This window comes from Streptomyces sp. NPDC048606, from assembly GCF_040650855.1.
GTDB lineage: Bacteria > Actinomycetota > Actinomycetes > Streptomycetales > Streptomycetaceae > Streptomyces.
Genome location: NZ_JBEZIB010000005.1, coordinates 20,271 through 35,222, shown reverse-complemented (window position 1 = coordinate 35,222; position 14,952 = coordinate 20,271). Strand labels below are relative to the sequence as shown.

The following is a 14,952-nucleotide window of genomic DNA, read 5'->3' as shown; positions in this document are numbered from 1 at the left end:
ATGGGAGCGGGCCCCACGCCGGGTCGAGCGGGGCACCCCCACGCAAGGGTGAACCCGTTCCGGGACGGCGCCCTGCCCCGATTCCGCCCGGTACGCCGCACCCGACCGGGGGTCCGTCGCGTCCGACCGCCGCGCCCGGGCCCCGCGGAACCGGATGCGGGCCCCCTTCGTCTGAGACCGCGTGTGGAGGAAGAGAAGGACCCTGGCCCTGCTGTTCGCGCTGCTCGCGACCCAGGTGGGCGCGCTCGTCGCACCGGCCCACGCCTGCGGCTGCGGGGCGATGGTCCCGGGCGCGGCCTCGCGGATCGGCGTCGACCGCGAGACCTCCGTCGTGCGCTGGGACGGTCGGACCGAGGAGATCGTCATGCGGTTCACCGTCACCGGTGACGCCCGGAGCGCGGCCTGGATCATGCCGGTGCCGGGACGGGCGACCGTGGAGCTCGGCGACCCCGCGCTCTTCTCCCAGCTCGCCGAGATCGTCCGCCCCGAGCGCCGCACCCGTACCCACTTCTGGCCCCGGGGCGACGACTGGCCCTTCTCCTCCGGAGGCCGTGACACCGCGGGCGCCCCGATGCCCGGCGCGGCCGGTCCCGCCGTCGCGGTCGTGGGCCGCGAACGCCTCGGACCCTTCGACGTGGCCCGTCTGACCGCGGGCGACCCCGACGCCCTGCGCACCTGGCTGGAGACCAACGGCTTCCGGCTGCCCGACCGGCTCGGCGTCGAACTGCGGCCCTACGTCGAGCGGGGGTGGGAGTACGTGGCCGTCCGCCTCGCCCCCCGCACGTCGGACCGGCCGCTGCGCGGCGAACTCGACCCGCTGCGGATCCGCTTCGACAGCGACCGCCCGGTCTACCCGATGCGCCTGTCGCGCATGGCCGCCGGCCCGCAGTCCCTCGGCCTGTACGTCCTCGCGGACCACCGCATGGAACCCGCGTCCCCGATCGGCGGAGACCGGCCCGAGGTCACCTTCGCGGGGTCCCTCACCACCCGGGGGGCGCTCGCCGAGCTCACGGGCGGGCCGAAGCGGTCGTTCCTCACCGCGATCGACCAGCGCTTCCCCGAACCGGCCCGCATCGACGGGGACCACGAACTGCGGGCGACCGCGAAGGACACCCCCTTCCGCCGCGTCGTGTACCGGGAGGAGCTGCTCACCGTCGGCGACGGCGTCCCCGTGTGGCTGCTGACGGTGGGCGGACTCCTGCTCGTCGGCGCCGCCGCCGGCGTGGTCCGGGTGCGCGGACGCCGCTCCCGCGCCGCCGCCGTAACCGCCTGAGCTCCTCCGCCGTCCGGCCGCCGACCCGTGGGCCCCGGTGCGGCGGTCCCGAGGGGTTCACGGCCGTCCCGGGGGCCCTGCGCGTCCGTACCGGCGAGCGCTCACGCCCGGCGCGACAGCGCGGCTCCGGCGTCGCGGGCGCCCGCGGCGCGGGCCAGGGCCAGGCGTGCGAGGGCCCGGGGCGCGCCGGGTTGGCGGCGGATGCCGGGGAAGGCGTTGACGTCGACGACGAGGGGTGCCCCCGTGCCGGTGGCGACCAGGTCCACGCCGTAGACGTCCAGGGAGAAGGCCTCGCCGACCCGCAGGGCCAACTCCGCCCACCCGTCGGGAAGACGGACGCCCGATCGCTCGGGGCTGCCGTCGTCCGGTGCCAGTTCGGAGCGGCGCAGGGCCGCGAAGACCTGGTCGCCGACCACCCAGACCTTGTGGTCCCAGCCGTCGTTGGGGGCGAACGCCTGGACCACGACCGGTTCCCCGGCCCAGGAGGACGCCAGTTCCCGCAGCCCGGCCGGGTCGTCGACCCGTGCCACGAGGTCGTACTTGCGGCTGCGCCGGCTCTTGACCACCATCGGCCACGGCAGCCGGGACGCCGACACCAGCAGCGCCGCCGACCCGAAGGCGCGGGTGGCCGCGAACGGCAGCCCGGCGCGCTCGGCCAGCTCCGCCATCACGGTGCGGTCCTGGCAGCGTTCGGTCGCCGCCGCCGAGTTCAGTACGGGCGCCCCGCGCCGCTCCAGTTCCCGGGCCAGCGCCAGCGCCGACGGGGTGCGCGCCTTCAGCAGGTACACGTCGGCGGGGGCGCCGGAGCCCGCGGCGGCCACGCCCGCCCGGGGGTCCAGCACCTCCACCGCGTGCCGGTCCCCGGTCAGGAGCGCGGCGGTGGCCGCGAGCAGGGGGTGTCCGGGATCCGGGGTGATCAGGCCGACCCTCACGCGCCGTCCCCCGCGCCCGCCGGTACCTGCGCCGGTACGGAGACCGGCACGGCGGTGTACGTCCGAGGCGGCCGCGGTGCCGGAACCGGTGCGGCCGGAACCGGCGCGGCCGCAAGCGGCGTCGCCGCGACGGGTGCGAGCGCCCCGACCGGACCGACCGCCCCGACCGGGGTCCGCCCGGCGCCGCGGCGGGCGAGTTCCAGGACGGCGCGCGCCACCCGCGCCGCCGCGTCGGGGACCTGACGGAAGCTCGGGAAGTCGTTCACGTCGACCACCACCGGCCCGTCGGGCCCCAGCAACACGTCCACCCCGTAGAGGTCCAGCCCGTACACCTCGCCCACCCGGGCGGCGATGTCCGCCACCTCGCGCGGCAGCGGCACCCGGCGCTCGCGGACCGCGGACGCGGGGTGCAGCGGGGAGCGGCGCTCGGTCGCGAAGAGTTCCCCGTCGACGCAGTACACCTTGACGTCGGTGCCCGGGTTGGGGACGTAGGGCTGGGCGATGAGCATGCCCTCGCCCGCGAGGGCGGGCAGCAGGTCGGCGATCCGGTCCGGCGAGGGCACCAGGTGCACGGCCCGGCCGGAGCTGCCGTCGGCCGGCTTGACGACGAGGGGGTACTCCCCTTCGGGTATCTCCGCGAGGAGTTCGGGTCGGGCGAGGGCGTACGTGGCCGGCTGGGGCAGGCCGTGGGTGTGCCCGATGGCGGCGGCGAGGGCCTTGTCCCGTACGCCCCGGATGGCGCGGGCGTCGTTGACGGTGGTGGCGCCGGCGGCGGCCGCGGCCTCCAGGAGGGTCAGGCCGGGGCCACCGGAGACGGTCTTGAGGACCCAGGCGTCGTGCGCGCCGGTGGTGACGACCTCGGCCATGCGGAGCAGGGAGCCGCCGGGACGGACCACGTCGACGCGGTGGCCCCACGCCGTCAGCTGCCCGATCACCTCGTTCGGCATGCCGTCGTGGCGGTAGTGCTCCTCCACCAGGAAGCAGAGCCTCATGGTCTTCCCCAACTTTCCCGGACGTCCTCCGCCGATTCCGTCCGGCGAGTTGTGACGTCACAGGATGCCATGCCATAGCCCCGAAACCGCGCCAGAAGCAACCTAAGTGGGCGTTACACAGCGTGAGATTCGCCAAGACCTTTCCGAAACGATCAACAATCCTCTTATAGTTGTGCCTCGTTGCCACAGGAACCCTCTCTTCCATTTACGCCCGGTTTGAGGCTTTGATTGATGACGGCGTCGCCCTCCCCCCTTCGCCCCTCCGCGCTCGCCCTGCTGATCACCGCAGCGGTCACCGGCGCTCTGTCGACGGCGGCGGTGGCCGCGGCCCCGTCGGCCGTCCAGACCCCCCTCGGCTGGTTCGCGGCCTCCGGATCGCTGCTGCTCGCGGTCGCCGCCTACGCGCTGACCTGGTCGGTACGCGCCAACCGGACGCTGCGCGGCAGACTCTCCGGCCTGACCGGTGAACTCGCCGCCCGCGACGCCCACATCGCCCGGCTCACCGCCGACGCCGCCCGCAACTCGGCCGCCCACACCGCCGAACACGCCCGCCTCACCGCCGGGCACCGCGCGGAACTGGACCACGTGACGGGCTCCCACGCCGCCGAACTGGAGCGGCTGACCCGCGCCCACACCGGCGAACTCGACGGCCTCGCCACCGCCCAGGCGGTCACCCGCGAGCGCCTCGGCGAGGAACTGCGCCTCGCCCGCTCCGGACGCGCCGCCGCCATGGCCGCCACCGCCAACGCGGCCGGCCGGATGCAGGCGCTCGCCACCGGAATGCTGGCCGACCTGCGGGACATGGAGCACCGGCACGCCGACGAGGACGTCCTCACCGACCTGCTCCACCTCGACCACCGCACCGCCCAGGCCGGCCGCCTCGCCGACTCCATCGCCGTCCTCACCGGAGCCCGCTCGGGCCGCCGCTGGGCGAAGCCGATCGTCATGGAGTCCATCCTGCGCGGCGCCATGGGCCGCATCGGCGGCTACCAGCGCGTCCGACTGCACTCCACCAGCGAGGCGGCCGTCGCCGGACACGCCGCCGAGGGCGTCATGCACGCCCTCGCCGAACTCCTCGACAACGCGGCGAACTTCTCGCCGCCCACCGCAGAGGTCCACGTGTACGTGGAGGACGTGCCCGCCGGCATCGTCATCACCGTCGAGGACAGCGGCCTCGTCATGAGCGACGTCCAGCTGCGCCGCGCCGAACAGGCCGTGACCGCCGAGACACTGGACCTGGCCGGGCTCTCCGGCACCCGCCTCGGTCTCGCCGTCGTCGGCCGCCTCGCCCACAAGTACGGGCTGACGGTGTCCTTCCGGCCCTCCGCCCGCGGCGGCACCGGCGCCATCCTGATGCTGCCCCAGGACCTGATCAGCCGGACCCCGGCCGAGGTCCTGCCCGCTCCCGCGCTCCTCACCGCGCCCGCCGCCGCCGGCCACCGCGCCCGCGTCCCCGTCGCGGTCCCCGGCGCCCCCGCCGCGCAGACCCGGCCCGCCGCCGAGGCCGACGCGGAGGCCGAGCCGGCCCACACGGGCCGCGCCGGCGGGACGCCCGACCCGCAGGCCCCCGCGACCGGGGCCGTCCACGACTCCGAAACCACCGGCCACGAACCGGTGCTCGGCGAGAGCGGACTGCCCCAGCGCAGGCGCGGCCGGACCCTGGCCGCGGCCCACCCCGAGGGGCCCGACGCGGCGGCGGCCCGCAACCGGACCGCCCCCACCGACGCCTCCCAGTCCGCCGCCCGCTTCGGCAGCTTCCGTCAGGCCGTGCGCAACGCGCCCGCGCGGCAGCAGCCCACGAACCCCCCGCACCCGGAAGGCAACACTCGATGACCGGCTCCACCACCGACGAGACGCTCAGCTGGCTCCTGGAAGGACTCCTGGAGCGCACCCCCGGCGCCCGGCACGCCCTCGTGCTCTCCCGCGACGGACTCAAGCTGTGCCGCACGCCCGAGCTCTCCGTCGACCAGGCCGACCAGCTCGCCGCGATCGCCGCCGGCATCCAGAGCCTGTCCCACGGGGCGTCCATCGAATTCGGCGACGGCACCGGAGGGGTCCGCTCGGCCATGGCCGAGTTCTACGGCGGAATCCTCTTCATCGTCGAGGCGGGCGAGGGCGCCCACCTGGCCCTCGTGGCCTCCGAGGACGCCGACGCGGGCCTCGTCGGCCACAACATGTCCGAACTGGTCGAGCAACTGAGCGAGCATCTGATCGCCAGGCCCCGGGGATGAGCCGCGGCAGGCCGGGCCGGGACGACTCCCCGGACCGGCTCTACACCCTGACCGGCGGCCGCACCCGTTCCGGCAGCGACGCCTTCGACCTGGTCACCCTGATCGTCGCCGAATGCGACCCGGTCCCCGGCATGCAGTCCGAACACGCCGCGATCCTGCGCATGTGCCGCTATCCGACGGCCGTGGTGGAGATCGCCGCCGACCTCGGCCTGCCCGTCTCGATCGTCCGGATCCTCCTGGCCGACCTGCACGACACCGGACGCGTCAGCGCCCGGCACCCGCGTGCCACGACGTACCGCCTTCCCGACCCCGACATCCTGGAGCAGGTGCTCGTTGGACTCCGCAACCTCTGACCCGGACCGGCCCCGTCAGACCCTCAGCAGCACCGCCGACAACGGTCTGAAGATCGTGATCGTCGGCGGTTTCGGCGTCGGCAAGACCACGATGGTCCGCTCGGTCAGCGAGATCCGCCCGCTGAACACCGAGGAGACGATGACCGCGGCGGGGGAGGCCTTCGACGACACCCAGGGCGTCGCCGCCAAGACCGCCACCACCGTCGCCTTCGACTTCGGCCGCATCACCCTCGACGCGCACAACGTGCTCTACCTCTTCGGCGCCCCCGGCCAGGAACGCTTCTGGTTCCTGTGGGACCGGCTCTTCTCCGGCACCCTCGGCGCCGTCGTCCTCGTCGACACCCGCCGGCTCGCCGACTCCTGGTACGCCATCGACCGCCTCGAACACCACGGCACGCCCTTCGTCGTGGCCTGCAACGACTTCGGCGGCCCCGAGCACACCCCCGAGCAGGTCCGCACCGCCCTCGACCTCCCGCCCGAGGTACCCCTGCTGTTCTGCGACGCCCGCTCCCGCGAGTCCAGCAAGCAGGTGCTCATCTCCCTCGTCGAGCACCTCCAGCACCTCCAGAGCCACCGGCCCGACCAGCCGGTCGTCGTCCCGCACCCGATCCCGGAGCCCACCCCGTGACCACCCCCGAGCCCCGGCCCGTCTACCTCGGCGGCCCCCGCTTCCAGACCGAACCCGCCGAGCTGTACCGGGAGATGCGCCGCGACCACGGCGCCGTCGCCCCGGTCGTCCTCGACGGCGACGTCCCGGCCTGGCTGGTCCTCGGCTACCGCGAACTCCACCAGGTCACCAGCGACCCCCAGCTCTTCTCCCGCGACTCCGACCTGTGGAACCAGTGGGACCGCATCCCCGCCGACTGGCCGCTCCTGCCCATGATCGGCCGCAAGCAGCCGTCCATCCTCTACACCGTCGGCGAACGCCACCGCCAACGCGCCGCCGTCATCTCCGAGGCCCTCGAATCCGTCGACCCCTTCGAACTCAAGGGCCACGCCGAACGCTTCGCCGACGAGCTGATCGACCGGCTCTGCGGCAAGGGCTCCTGCGACATCGTCGGCGAGTACGCGATGCTTCTCCCGCTGCGCGTCCTCGCCCGCGTCTACGGCTTCTCCGACGCGCAGGGCCCCGGCCTCGTCACCGCCATGAACGACATGATCAACGGCCGGGAGGGCGCCCTCGACGGACAGCGCCACCTGGGCGAGTCCATGTACGCCCTCCTCGCCGCCAAGTCGGCCGAACCGGGCCACGACGTCGCCTCGCGGATGCTCGCCAACACCGCCGGGTTCACCGTCGACGAGATCGCCCAGGACCTGATGGTGATGATGGCCGCCGGCCACCAGCCCACCGCGGACTGGATCGGCAACTCGCTGCGCCTGATGCTCACCGACGACCGCTTCGCCGCCTCCCTGGCGGGCGGCCGGCACAGCGTCGGCGAGGCCATGAACGAAGTGCTCTGGGAGGACACCCCGACCCAGAACGTCGCCGGCCGCTGGACCACCCGGGACACCACGCTCGGCGGACAGCGCATCGGCCGCGGCGACCTGGTCCTGCTGGGCCTGGCCGCCGCCAACGGGGACCCGCACGTACGCACCGACGCGGGCGCCCTCACCGGCGGGAACAACGCCTTCTTCTCCTTCGGCCACGGTGAACACCGCTGCCCCTTCCCGGCACAGGAGGTCGCCGAGGTCATCGCGCGGACCGGCATCGAGGTCCTCCTCGACCGCCTCCCCGACGTGGACCTCGCCGTCCCCGCCGCCGACCTCACCCGGCGCCCCTCGCCCTGGCTGCGCGGGCTCAGCGAACTCCCCGTGACCTACACACCCACCCCCGCCCTTGGAGCCCTGAGATGACCTGCCCGATCGAGCACGGCGGCCCCGCCCCGATCACCCTCGACCCCTTCGTGGCCGACCTCGACGCCGAGAGCGCCGCCCTGCGCGCCGCGGGCCCCCTCGTCCCGGTCGTCCTGCCGGGCGGGGTCGGCGTCTACGCCGTCACCCACCACGCCGAGGCCAGGAAGCTCCTCACCGACCCCCGCGTCGTCAAGGACATCAACGTGTGGGGCGCCTGGCGGCGCGGCGAGATCCCCCTGGACTGGCCGCTGATCGGCCTCGCCAACCCCGGGCGCTCCATGCTCACCGTCGACGGCGACGAGCACCGCCGCCTGCGCACCCTCGTGGCCCAGGCCCTCACCGTCCGCCGGGTGGACAGGCTCCGCGCCGGCATCGAGGCCCTCACCGCGGAGATGCTCGACAAGCTCGCCGGCCTGCCCGCCGATCAGAGCGTCGACCTCAAGGCCGGCTTCGCCTACCCGCTGCCGATGAACGTCATCAGCGACCTGATGGGCGTCGACGCCGCCGAGCACCCCCGGCTGAAGGCCCTCTTCGAGAAGTTCTTCTCCACCCAGACCCTGCCCGAGGAAGTCCCGCAGATGATGGCGGACCTCGGCGCGCTGTTCTCCCGGATCGTGGAGTCCAAGCGGCAGAACCCCGGCGACGACCTCACCAGCGCGCTGATCGCCGCCTCCGAGGACGGCGACCACCTCAGCACCGAGGAGATCACCAACACCCTCCAGCTGATGGTCGCCGCCGGCCACGAGACCACCATCAGCCTGATCGTCAACGCCGTCGTCGCCCTGGAGACCCACCCCGAGCAGCGCGCCCGCGTCCTGGCCGGCGAGGTGCCCTGGGAGAACGTCATCGAGGAGACCCTGCGCTGGTCCACCCCCACCTCGCACGTCCTGATCCGGTTCGCCACCGAGGACATCGAGGTCGGAGACCGGATCCTGCCCGAGGGCGAGGGACTGATCGTCTCCTTCGGCGCGCTCGGCCGCGACGAGGCGCAGCACGGGGAGACGGCGGGCGAGTTCGACGTCACGCGCACGCCCAACCGCCACATCTCCTTCGGCCACGGCCCCCACGTGTGCCCCGGCGCGGCCCTGTCCCGCCTGGAGGCCCTGGTCGCCCTCCCGGCCCTCTACGCCCGCTTCCCGGACCTGACCCTGGCCGTCTCGCCCGAGGAGCTCCGCAACAAGCCGATCCTCACCCAGAACGACCTGTTCGACCTCCCGGTGCGCCTGGGCGCGAGCGCCTGAGCGCCTGAGCGACGGGCGCCCGGGAGATCGGGCGCCCGGGCCCGCCCGAGCGCGCCGGGGCCTCGTACCGCCGTCACGACGGCGGTACGAGGCCCCGGCGTCACACCGGTACGGAGACGAAGGTCCGGCCCGACTCGTTCTCCACGACGACCGCCTTGACGTTCGCCGGGTCCACGGCCGCCGACCCGTCCAGGGACGCGCCCTTGCCCTCGCCGTGCTCCGCCGTGCCCACGACCCAGCCGCCGGCCACGGTCCGCGTACCGTCCTTGCCGACCACCACCAGCCGGCAGCGCTCGCCGGCCGGCACCCCGGTCACCGCCGCGTTCACCCGCACCCACTTCGGCGCCGGCGTCACCCGTACGGTCATCCGCGTACCCGTGCCCGCGTCCGTCGCGGACGCCACCCGGGTCCCGGCCGGCGGCGGCGAGGCGGGCGCCGACACGCCCGGGGACGGCGGCGGATCCAGGGCCACCGGCCCCGCCTCCTGACCGCCGAGCCGCGCACCGGCCCAGAACACCAACGCCAACGAGGCCGCCGCGGCCAGCCCCACGAGGGCCGTCCGCCGCCGCGCCGCCGCCACCCGCTCCCCGCGCACCTGCCGAAGGGTCCGCTGGAGCAACAGGTCACCGCCCTGCGGGGGTCCGTCGAGGAAGGCCTCCTCGGGGACCTCGCCCAACACGCTCTCCATCTCCCTCAACGCCGCCACCTCCTCACGGCACCGCACGCAGTCGCCGACGTGTTCCTCGACACGCCGTACGTCCTGCTCGTCCAGGACCCCGAGCACGTACGGGCCGAGCAGTTCCTCCTCGTGCCGCTGCCGGTTCACGCCACCACCTCCCGCAGTCCGCCGGGCTGCTGGGGCGGCCGGCCTGATCGTCTGTCGCCGGCGGTGTCCCCGCCCGCGTCCGTGAACACCTCGCGCAGCGCCTTCAGCGCGTAGTGCGAGCGCGACTTCACCGTGCCCGCCGGGATCCCGAGCCGGTCGGCGGCCTCGGCGACACTGCGCTGGCGGTAGTACAACTCCGTCAACACGTCACGATGTTCCGGCGTGAGCCGGTCCAGGGCGCCCAACACGGTCATGGAGTCCACCACCGCGTCGGCGTGGTCCCCCTCCACCGGCGGAGCGGCCGAGGATCCGGAGACCTCCGGCGGGCGGGCCGCCTTCGCCCGGTAGCGGTCGGTGATGATGTTGCGGGCCACGGTGAGCAGCCAACCGCGCACCGAACCCTTCCCGTTGACCAGGACCTCGGCGTGTCGCCAGGCCCGGATCAGCGTCTCCTGGACGACGTCCTCGGCGGCGGCGCGGTCCCCGGTGAGCCGGGTGGCGTACGCGAGCAGGGCGTTGCCGTGCTCCTCGTACACCGTCCTGATCAGCGCCTCGTCCGTCCCGCCCCGCCGTGCGCGGGGCCACAGTGGTCCGGCCATCTCACCCTCTCCGTCCGCCTCGTGTCGCGTGGTGCGGTCGGAACACGCCGTACGGGCCCGAACGGTTCATGTGACGCCCGTCACTCACGTCCGGCAGGCGCGGCCCTCGTTGAGGCAGTCCGCCACGGCGCGCATCGCCCCGTCCGTCATCACGTTCACGAACATCGCGTGGTCCGTCTTCGGACTGTGCCGCTGTTCGGGGAAGGAGTCGAGGGCGATCGGCACCCCGGGGGCGACGGCGTAGGCCAGGCTCAGCCGCAGTTCGGGCACCGGGAAGGTGCCCTGCGGGCACACCCCGCGCGCGTCGGGGAAGCGCAGGTGGGAACGGTGGCCGGGGGCCTCGGTGTCCAGACCGTTCCAGCAGCTGGGGAAGACGAGCGTACGGGTCACCAGGTCGCCCGCCGGACAGCGCGGGTAGGCGACGGTCCACCGGTCGGGCAGGCCCGAGCAGCCCCAACGGGCCCGTACGTCGGCGTCCGTGCGCGCCGTGTGCGCGACGGCGTCGCCCGTCAAGGCGCGCAGGAAGCGGGGCATGGGCACCACCTTGCCGACCGGGTTGCCCCGGAACTCCACGCCCACCGCCGCCTCCGGCAGGATCTCGCCCGCGTTGCCGTGCCCGGCGGAGAGCTCGTGCGGGCGGGTGCCGGGACGGTCGGAGCGGCGCAGCACCGGCCAGAAGTAGGTGGAACGGTCCCCGCCGACGCAGCTGGTCGCGGCGGCGGCCAGGGAGGCGTCGCCGGAGAGGGCGTCGGTGGACAGGTTCCCGACGTAGGCGTGTGTGTGGTGGGCGCCCGAGCGCAGGCCGGGGGAGACGACGAGGTTGTCCTCGTTGCGGTGCCCCTCCTCGTTGCGCCCGCAATCCACCGTCACGCTGCCGGTGGAGGCGTCCGGTCCGACCGGGGGCGAGGCGCCGGCATCCGGCGGCACCCGACCCATGTCGACGAAGTCGCCCGCCACGGAGGCGTGGCCGGATCCGGGGGCCCGGGAGGCCCCCCACGCGGCGGCCGCCAGCCCGGTGCTCAGCACCAGGCACACGAGCAGCGCCGGCAGTCGGTGTTCGTTCCCCATGGGGGTCACCGTTGCCCCTGCCCGCCGCGCGGTCAACCGGGCGGCCCCGCGAGGTCCGAAACCGCCCGCGGCCGGCGTCCGGAGGCGGGTCGCGGTATTGGCGCGGAGGGTGCTTGTACCGGCGGGGCCCGGGCAGCACAGTGGGGGCATGACACCGGAAGAGTCGTTGCGCGCGTTCGCCCGCACCCGGGCGAGCCTGGACGGGAGCGAGGTCACCTTCCGGTGGTCCGGGTCCGTGCACTCCTGGGCGCCCGAGGAGCCCTACCGGCGCCTGTTCGGCTTCGAGGGGGTCAACGTCGCCCGGCTGGAGGCCGCGGAGGACGGCGGGTACCTGATGCTGTCGCGGGAGGCGGCCTTCTACCTCGACCCCGAGACCGGAGAGATCCTGGAGCACTGGCAGGACAAGCCGGTAGTCCACGTGTGGAACGACCCCGCCGACCAGCGGTGGCGGCCCTTCCCCGTCCCGCGCACCGAACTGGGCGACCAGGTCTGCTTCAGCCTGGAGATCCCCCTCGCCTACCCCTCGCCGCTGCCCGTCGACCGGTACCCGCTGGAATCCGCGGGCGACACCTACCGGGCCCTGGAGCTGTTCCAGTTCTTCGCGCCCGCCGCCGCGCTCGCCGGCGAGGCCCCCTCCGTGCCCGCCACGATGTCGTGGACCCGGATGTCCCCCTGGCTGCCGTGGATGGAACAGGGGCAGCGCCCCGGCGGCCTCACCTTCCACTGCCGGGGCGCCAAGCTCGGCTCCTGGACCGAGGTCCCCGAGCGGACCCGCGCCCACATCGCCGCCCACCACCCGGAGTTCGCGCACGCCCCCGAGAAGTGGAGCGAGCCGAACGAGTCCAGCTGGACGTACTTCCGCAAACTGCACCCCCGGTAGGCCGGGGCCGAGCCGGGGCCGGGGAACCCGCCCCGCCCCCGCGGGACGGGTCCGACGGGCCGCACGGCAGACCCCCGGCTCCCCGCCGGCCCCGCTCGCCGGTTCCACCGCGCCCCTGGCGCCGGCCCGCAGGCAGGCGCCGCCCCGTCCGGCGGGCGGGCGCCACCCCGGCCGGCAGGACCCCGCCGCCCCGTCCGGCGGGACCCCCGGTAACCCTCCGGCGGGACCCCCGGTATCCCTCCGGCGGGACCCCCGGTATCCCTCCGGCGGGACCCCCGGTAACCCTCCGGATGGACCTCCGGTAACCCCGTTCCCCACCCCTCCCTCAAGGCGGTCCCCAGGGGAGGGACAAGGGTTTTCCCCGTATCGGGTTCATTCCCGCGTTGCCTACTGTCTGCCCACCGGCGGTCTTCCGCATCCCGAACTGCCCCCGCACCAACCCCACATGGTGTGAAGCAGCCGCGGTCGCGCGGACCGCCGGTACATCCGTCGTCCAGCCCCGCCGTTGCGGCCGGACGACGTGGCGCGCGGCGGTGCCGGAGCGGGTCTGACCACCCCGCCCCCGGCCCGCGGCCCGCCGGTTCCACCTCCCACACTGCACCGACCGGCCGCTCCGGCCTGCCCGGAACGGCCTTCGAAGGGGAACAACGTGCACGCAACCAGACGACGTCGGCTCATATCCGTCGTGGCCATGTCCGTCACCCTGCTCGCCGGCTCCGCCACCGCCTCCGTGGCCGTGACCGCCGCCGACGACCCGGCCTCCTCCCTCCCGGCCGCCGCCGCCCCCGCCGCCGGCACCCCGGCGCCCGTCGAGAACCTCATCGTCGGCTACAAGTCCTCCGCCTCCGAGGCCACGTCCAACACGGCGGCCGCGGACGACGCCGTCGCCAAGGGCAAGAAGACCGGCAAGAAGACGAAGTTCGACCGCCGTCTCGGCACCGGCGCAGCCCTCGTCAACCTGGGCGGTGCGACCGCCCCCTCCGAGGCCGCCGACGTCATCGCGCAGTTCCGCGCCGACCCGGACGTCGCCTACGTCGAGCCGGACTCCCGCGCCTACGCGCTGGCCACGCCCAACGACACCGACTACGCCAAGCAGTGGGACCTCTTCGAGCCCACCGCCGGCATGAACGTGCCCGCGGCCTGGGACAAGACCACCGGTTCCGGCGTCACCGTCGCCGTCATCGACACCGGCTACGTGGCCCACTCCGACCTCGCCTCCAACGTGGTCGCCGGCTACGACTTCATCTCCAGCTCCACCGCCGCCCGTGACGGCAACGGCCGCGACAACAACCCGGCCGACGCCGGTGACTGGAGCGCCGCCGGCGAGTGCGGCGTCGGCTCCAAGGCGAGCGACTCCTCCTGGCACGGCACCCACGTGGCCGGCACGATCGCGGCCGCCACCAACAACTCCAAGGGCGTCGCGGGCATCGCGTACAACGCGAAGATCCAGCCCGTGCGCGTCCTCGGCAAGTGCGGCGGTGCCACCTCCGACATCGTCGACGCCATCACCTGGGCCTCGGGCGGCACCGTCGCCGGCATCCCGGCGAACGCCACCCCCGCCAAGGTCATCAACATGAGCCTCGGCGGCTCGGGCACCTGCGGCACCAGCTACCAGAACGCCATCAACGCGGCCGTCGCCCGTGGCACCACCGTCGTGGTCGCCGCCGGCAACAGCAACGCCGACGCGGCCGGCTTCTCGCCCGCCAGCTGCAACAACGTCATCAACGTCGCCGCCAGCAACCGCACCGGCGACCGCTCCTTCTACTCCAACTACGGCTCGATCATCGACGTCGCCGCCCCGGGCGGTGAGACCCGCCGCGCCACCGACACGCCCGGCACCGTCACCACCCCCGAGAACGGCATCCTCTCCACGCTGAACGCGGGCACCACCACCCCCGGCGCCGAGATCTACAAGCCGTACCAGGGCACCAGCATGGCCGCCCCGCACGTCGCGGGCCTCGCCGCCCTCCTCGTCGCCGCGAAGCCCTCGCTGACCCCGGCGCAGATCGAGTCGGCCATCAAGACCAACGCCCGCCCGCTCGCCGGCACCTGCACCGGCGGCTGCGGCACCGGCCTCGCCGACGCCGCCGCCACCGTCAACGCCGTGACCTCGACGCCGACCACCCCGGCCTTCGAGAACACCGCGGACTTCGCGATCGCCGACAACGCGACCGTGGACAGCCCGATCACCGTCTCCGGTGTCACCGGCAACGCCCCGGCCGCCCTCAAGGTCGGCGTGAACATCGCGCACACCTACATCGGTGACCTGAAGGTCGACCTCGTCGCCCCCGACGGCACGCTCTACACCCTGCACAACCGTGCCGGCGGCAGCGCCGACAACATCAACACCACCTACACCGTCAACGCCTCCTCCGAGGTCGCGAACGGCACGTGGAAGCTCCGCGTGAACGACAACGCCGGCGGCGACACCGGCAAGATCGACTCCTGGAGCCTCGGCTTCTGACCGGATCCGCCCGTCGGACCGGACCCCACCCGGTCCGATCCGACGGGCGGACCGCACGGACCGAACACAGCGACGGACCTGCCGGTACCTCCCGTACCGGCAGGTCCGCGGCGTTCCCGGGCACCATTCCCGTCGCGCGACTGAATTCTGCGTCACAATCCGGGTCCGTCCGGCGGCCGACCTCGTATTGTCGCCTCTCACAGGAAGAGCACAGGGCAGGGGCGCGAAAGGCTGGTGGC

General features: G+C 74.1%; 14 protein-coding genes. 9 read left to right on the top strand and 5 right to left on the bottom strand.

The window, feature by feature from the left end:
• The first annotated feature begins 181 nt into the window (after nt 1-181).
• Nucleotides 182-1,273, top strand: a complete 1,092-nt coding sequence (locus tag AB0D01_RS07260) for a DUF2330 domain-containing protein (protein ID WP_363054063.1) — start codon at nt 182-184, stop codon at nt 1,271-1,273.
• A gap of 101 nt (nt 1,274-1,374) precedes the next feature.
• Here AB0D01_RS07260 and AB0D01_RS07255 read toward each other — a convergent pair whose 3' ends face one another.
• On the bottom strand, nt 1,375-2,205 hold the full coding sequence (locus AB0D01_RS07255; protein WP_363054062.1) for an alpha-L-glutamate ligase: 831 nt from the start codon (nt 2,203-2,205) through the stop codon (nt 1,375-1,377).
• A complete protein-coding gene (locus AB0D01_RS07250) occupies nt 2,202-3,197 on the bottom strand; it encodes a hypothetical protein (protein ID WP_363054284.1) in 996 nt (331 codons plus the stop codon). The genes AB0D01_RS07255 and AB0D01_RS07250 overlap by 4 nt, the downstream gene beginning before the upstream one ends.
• A gap of 231 nt (nt 3,198-3,428) precedes the next feature.
• Between AB0D01_RS07250 and AB0D01_RS07245 the strand changes: the two genes are divergently transcribed.
• Genes AB0D01_RS07245 through AB0D01_RS07220 form a run of 6 tightly spaced genes read left to right on the top strand, consistent with a single transcriptional unit; the run spans nt 3,429 to nt 8,876 of the window.
• Nucleotides 3,429-5,030: an ATP-binding protein gene (locus tag AB0D01_RS07245; protein WP_363054060.1), complete on the top strand. Its 1,602-nt coding sequence runs from the start codon at nt 3,429-3,431 to the stop codon at nt 5,028-5,030.
• On the top strand, nt 5,027-5,428 hold the full coding sequence (locus AB0D01_RS07240; protein WP_363054059.1) for a roadblock/LC7 domain-containing protein: 402 nt from the start codon (nt 5,027-5,029) through the stop codon (nt 5,426-5,428). Before AB0D01_RS07245 ends, AB0D01_RS07240 begins: the two co-directional genes overlap by 4 nt.
• Complete coding sequence (locus AB0D01_RS07235; RefSeq protein ID WP_363054058.1) at nt 5,425-5,781, top strand: DUF742 domain-containing protein; 357 nt, start codon at nt 5,425-5,427, stop codon at nt 5,779-5,781. The genes AB0D01_RS07240 and AB0D01_RS07235 overlap by 4 nt, the downstream gene beginning before the upstream one ends.
• A complete protein-coding gene (locus tag AB0D01_RS07230) occupies nt 5,762-6,409 on the top strand; it encodes an ATP/GTP-binding protein (RefSeq protein ID WP_363054057.1) in 648 nt (215 codons plus the stop codon). The genes AB0D01_RS07235 and AB0D01_RS07230 overlap by 20 nt, the downstream gene beginning before the upstream one ends.
• The gene (locus tag AB0D01_RS07225; protein ID WP_363054056.1) at nt 6,406-7,635 is read left to right on the top strand and encodes a cytochrome P450; all 1,230 of its coding nucleotides are present in this window, start codon (nt 6,406-6,408) and stop codon (nt 7,633-7,635) included. The genes AB0D01_RS07230 and AB0D01_RS07225 overlap by 4 nt, the downstream gene beginning before the upstream one ends.
• Nucleotides 7,632-8,876 carry a cytochrome P450 gene (locus AB0D01_RS07220; protein ID WP_363054055.1) on the top strand — a complete coding sequence of 415 codons (1,245 nt, stop codon included), beginning with the start codon at nt 7,632-7,634 and terminating at the stop codon, nt 8,874-8,876. Before AB0D01_RS07225 ends, AB0D01_RS07220 begins: the two co-directional genes overlap by 4 nt.
• A gap of 100 nt (nt 8,877-8,976) precedes the next feature.
• Here AB0D01_RS07220 and AB0D01_RS07215 read toward each other — a convergent pair whose 3' ends face one another.
• The 3 genes from AB0D01_RS07215 to AB0D01_RS07205 all read right to left on the bottom strand — a co-directional run bounded on the left by AB0D01_RS07215 (nt 8,977) and on the right by AB0D01_RS07205 (nt 11,369).
• Nucleotides 8,977-9,702, bottom strand: a complete 726-nt coding sequence (locus AB0D01_RS07215; protein ID WP_363054054.1) for a zf-HC2 domain-containing protein — start codon at nt 9,700-9,702, stop codon at nt 8,977-8,979.
• Complete coding sequence (locus AB0D01_RS07210; RefSeq protein WP_363054053.1) at nt 9,699-10,301, bottom strand: sigma-70 family RNA polymerase sigma factor; 603 nt, start codon at nt 10,299-10,301, stop codon at nt 9,699-9,701. Before AB0D01_RS07210 ends, AB0D01_RS07215 begins: the two co-directional genes overlap by 4 nt.
• An 84-nt stretch (nt 10,302-10,385) precedes the next feature.
• Complete coding sequence (locus tag AB0D01_RS07205; protein WP_363054052.1) at nt 10,386-11,369, bottom strand: DUF1996 domain-containing protein; 984 nt, start codon at nt 11,367-11,369, stop codon at nt 10,386-10,388.
• Nucleotides 11,370-11,517: 148 nt separating this feature from the next.
• Here AB0D01_RS07205 and AB0D01_RS07200 point away from each other — a divergent pair, with 148 nt between their 5' ends.
• The gene (locus AB0D01_RS07200; protein ID WP_363054051.1) at nt 11,518-12,249 is read left to right on the top strand and encodes a DUF1838 family protein; all 732 of its coding nucleotides are present in this window, start codon (nt 11,518-11,520) and stop codon (nt 12,247-12,249) included.
• Nucleotides 12,250-12,940: 691 nt separating this feature from the next.
• Nucleotides 12,941-14,713 (top strand): S8 family serine peptidase, encoded by a 1,773-nt coding sequence (locus AB0D01_RS07195; protein WP_363054283.1) that lies wholly within the window; start codon nt 12,941-12,943, stop codon nt 14,711-14,713.
• The last annotated feature ends 239 nt before the right edge of the window (nt 14,714-14,952 follow it).

What these genes read in the sequence shown, in the direction of transcription:
- AB0D01_RS07250 (WP_363054284.1), bottom strand. Translation starts at nt 3,197, where the DNA reads ATGAGGCTCTGCTTCCTGGTGGAGGAGCACTACCGCCACGACGGCATG.
- AB0D01_RS07245 (WP_363054060.1), top strand. Translation starts at nt 3,429, where the DNA reads ATGACGGCGTCGCCCTCCCCCCTTCGCCCCTCCGCGCTCGCCCTGCTG.
- AB0D01_RS07240 (WP_363054059.1), top strand. Translation starts at nt 5,027, where the DNA reads ATGACCGGCTCCACCACCGACGAGACGCTCAGCTGGCTCCTGGAAGGA.
- AB0D01_RS07235 (WP_363054058.1), top strand. Translation starts at nt 5,425, where the DNA reads ATGAGCCGCGGCAGGCCGGGCCGGGACGACTCCCCGGACCGGCTCTAC.
- AB0D01_RS07220 (WP_363054055.1), top strand. Translation starts at nt 7,632, where the DNA reads ATGACCTGCCCGATCGAGCACGGCGGCCCCGCCCCGATCACCCTCGAC.
- AB0D01_RS07210 (WP_363054053.1), bottom strand. Translation starts at nt 10,301, where the DNA reads ATGGCCGGACCACTGTGGCCCCGCGCACGGCGGGGCGGGACGGACGAG.
- AB0D01_RS07205 (WP_363054052.1), bottom strand. Translation starts at nt 11,369, where the DNA reads ATGGGGAACGAACACCGACTGCCGGCGCTGCTCGTGTGCCTGGTGCTG.
- AB0D01_RS07200 (WP_363054051.1), top strand. Translation starts at nt 11,518, where the DNA reads ATGACACCGGAAGAGTCGTTGCGCGCGTTCGCCCGCACCCGGGCGAGC.
- AB0D01_RS07195 (WP_363054283.1), top strand. Translation starts at nt 12,941, where the DNA reads ATGTCCGTCACCCTGCTCGCCGGCTCCGCCACCGCCTCCGTGGCCGTG.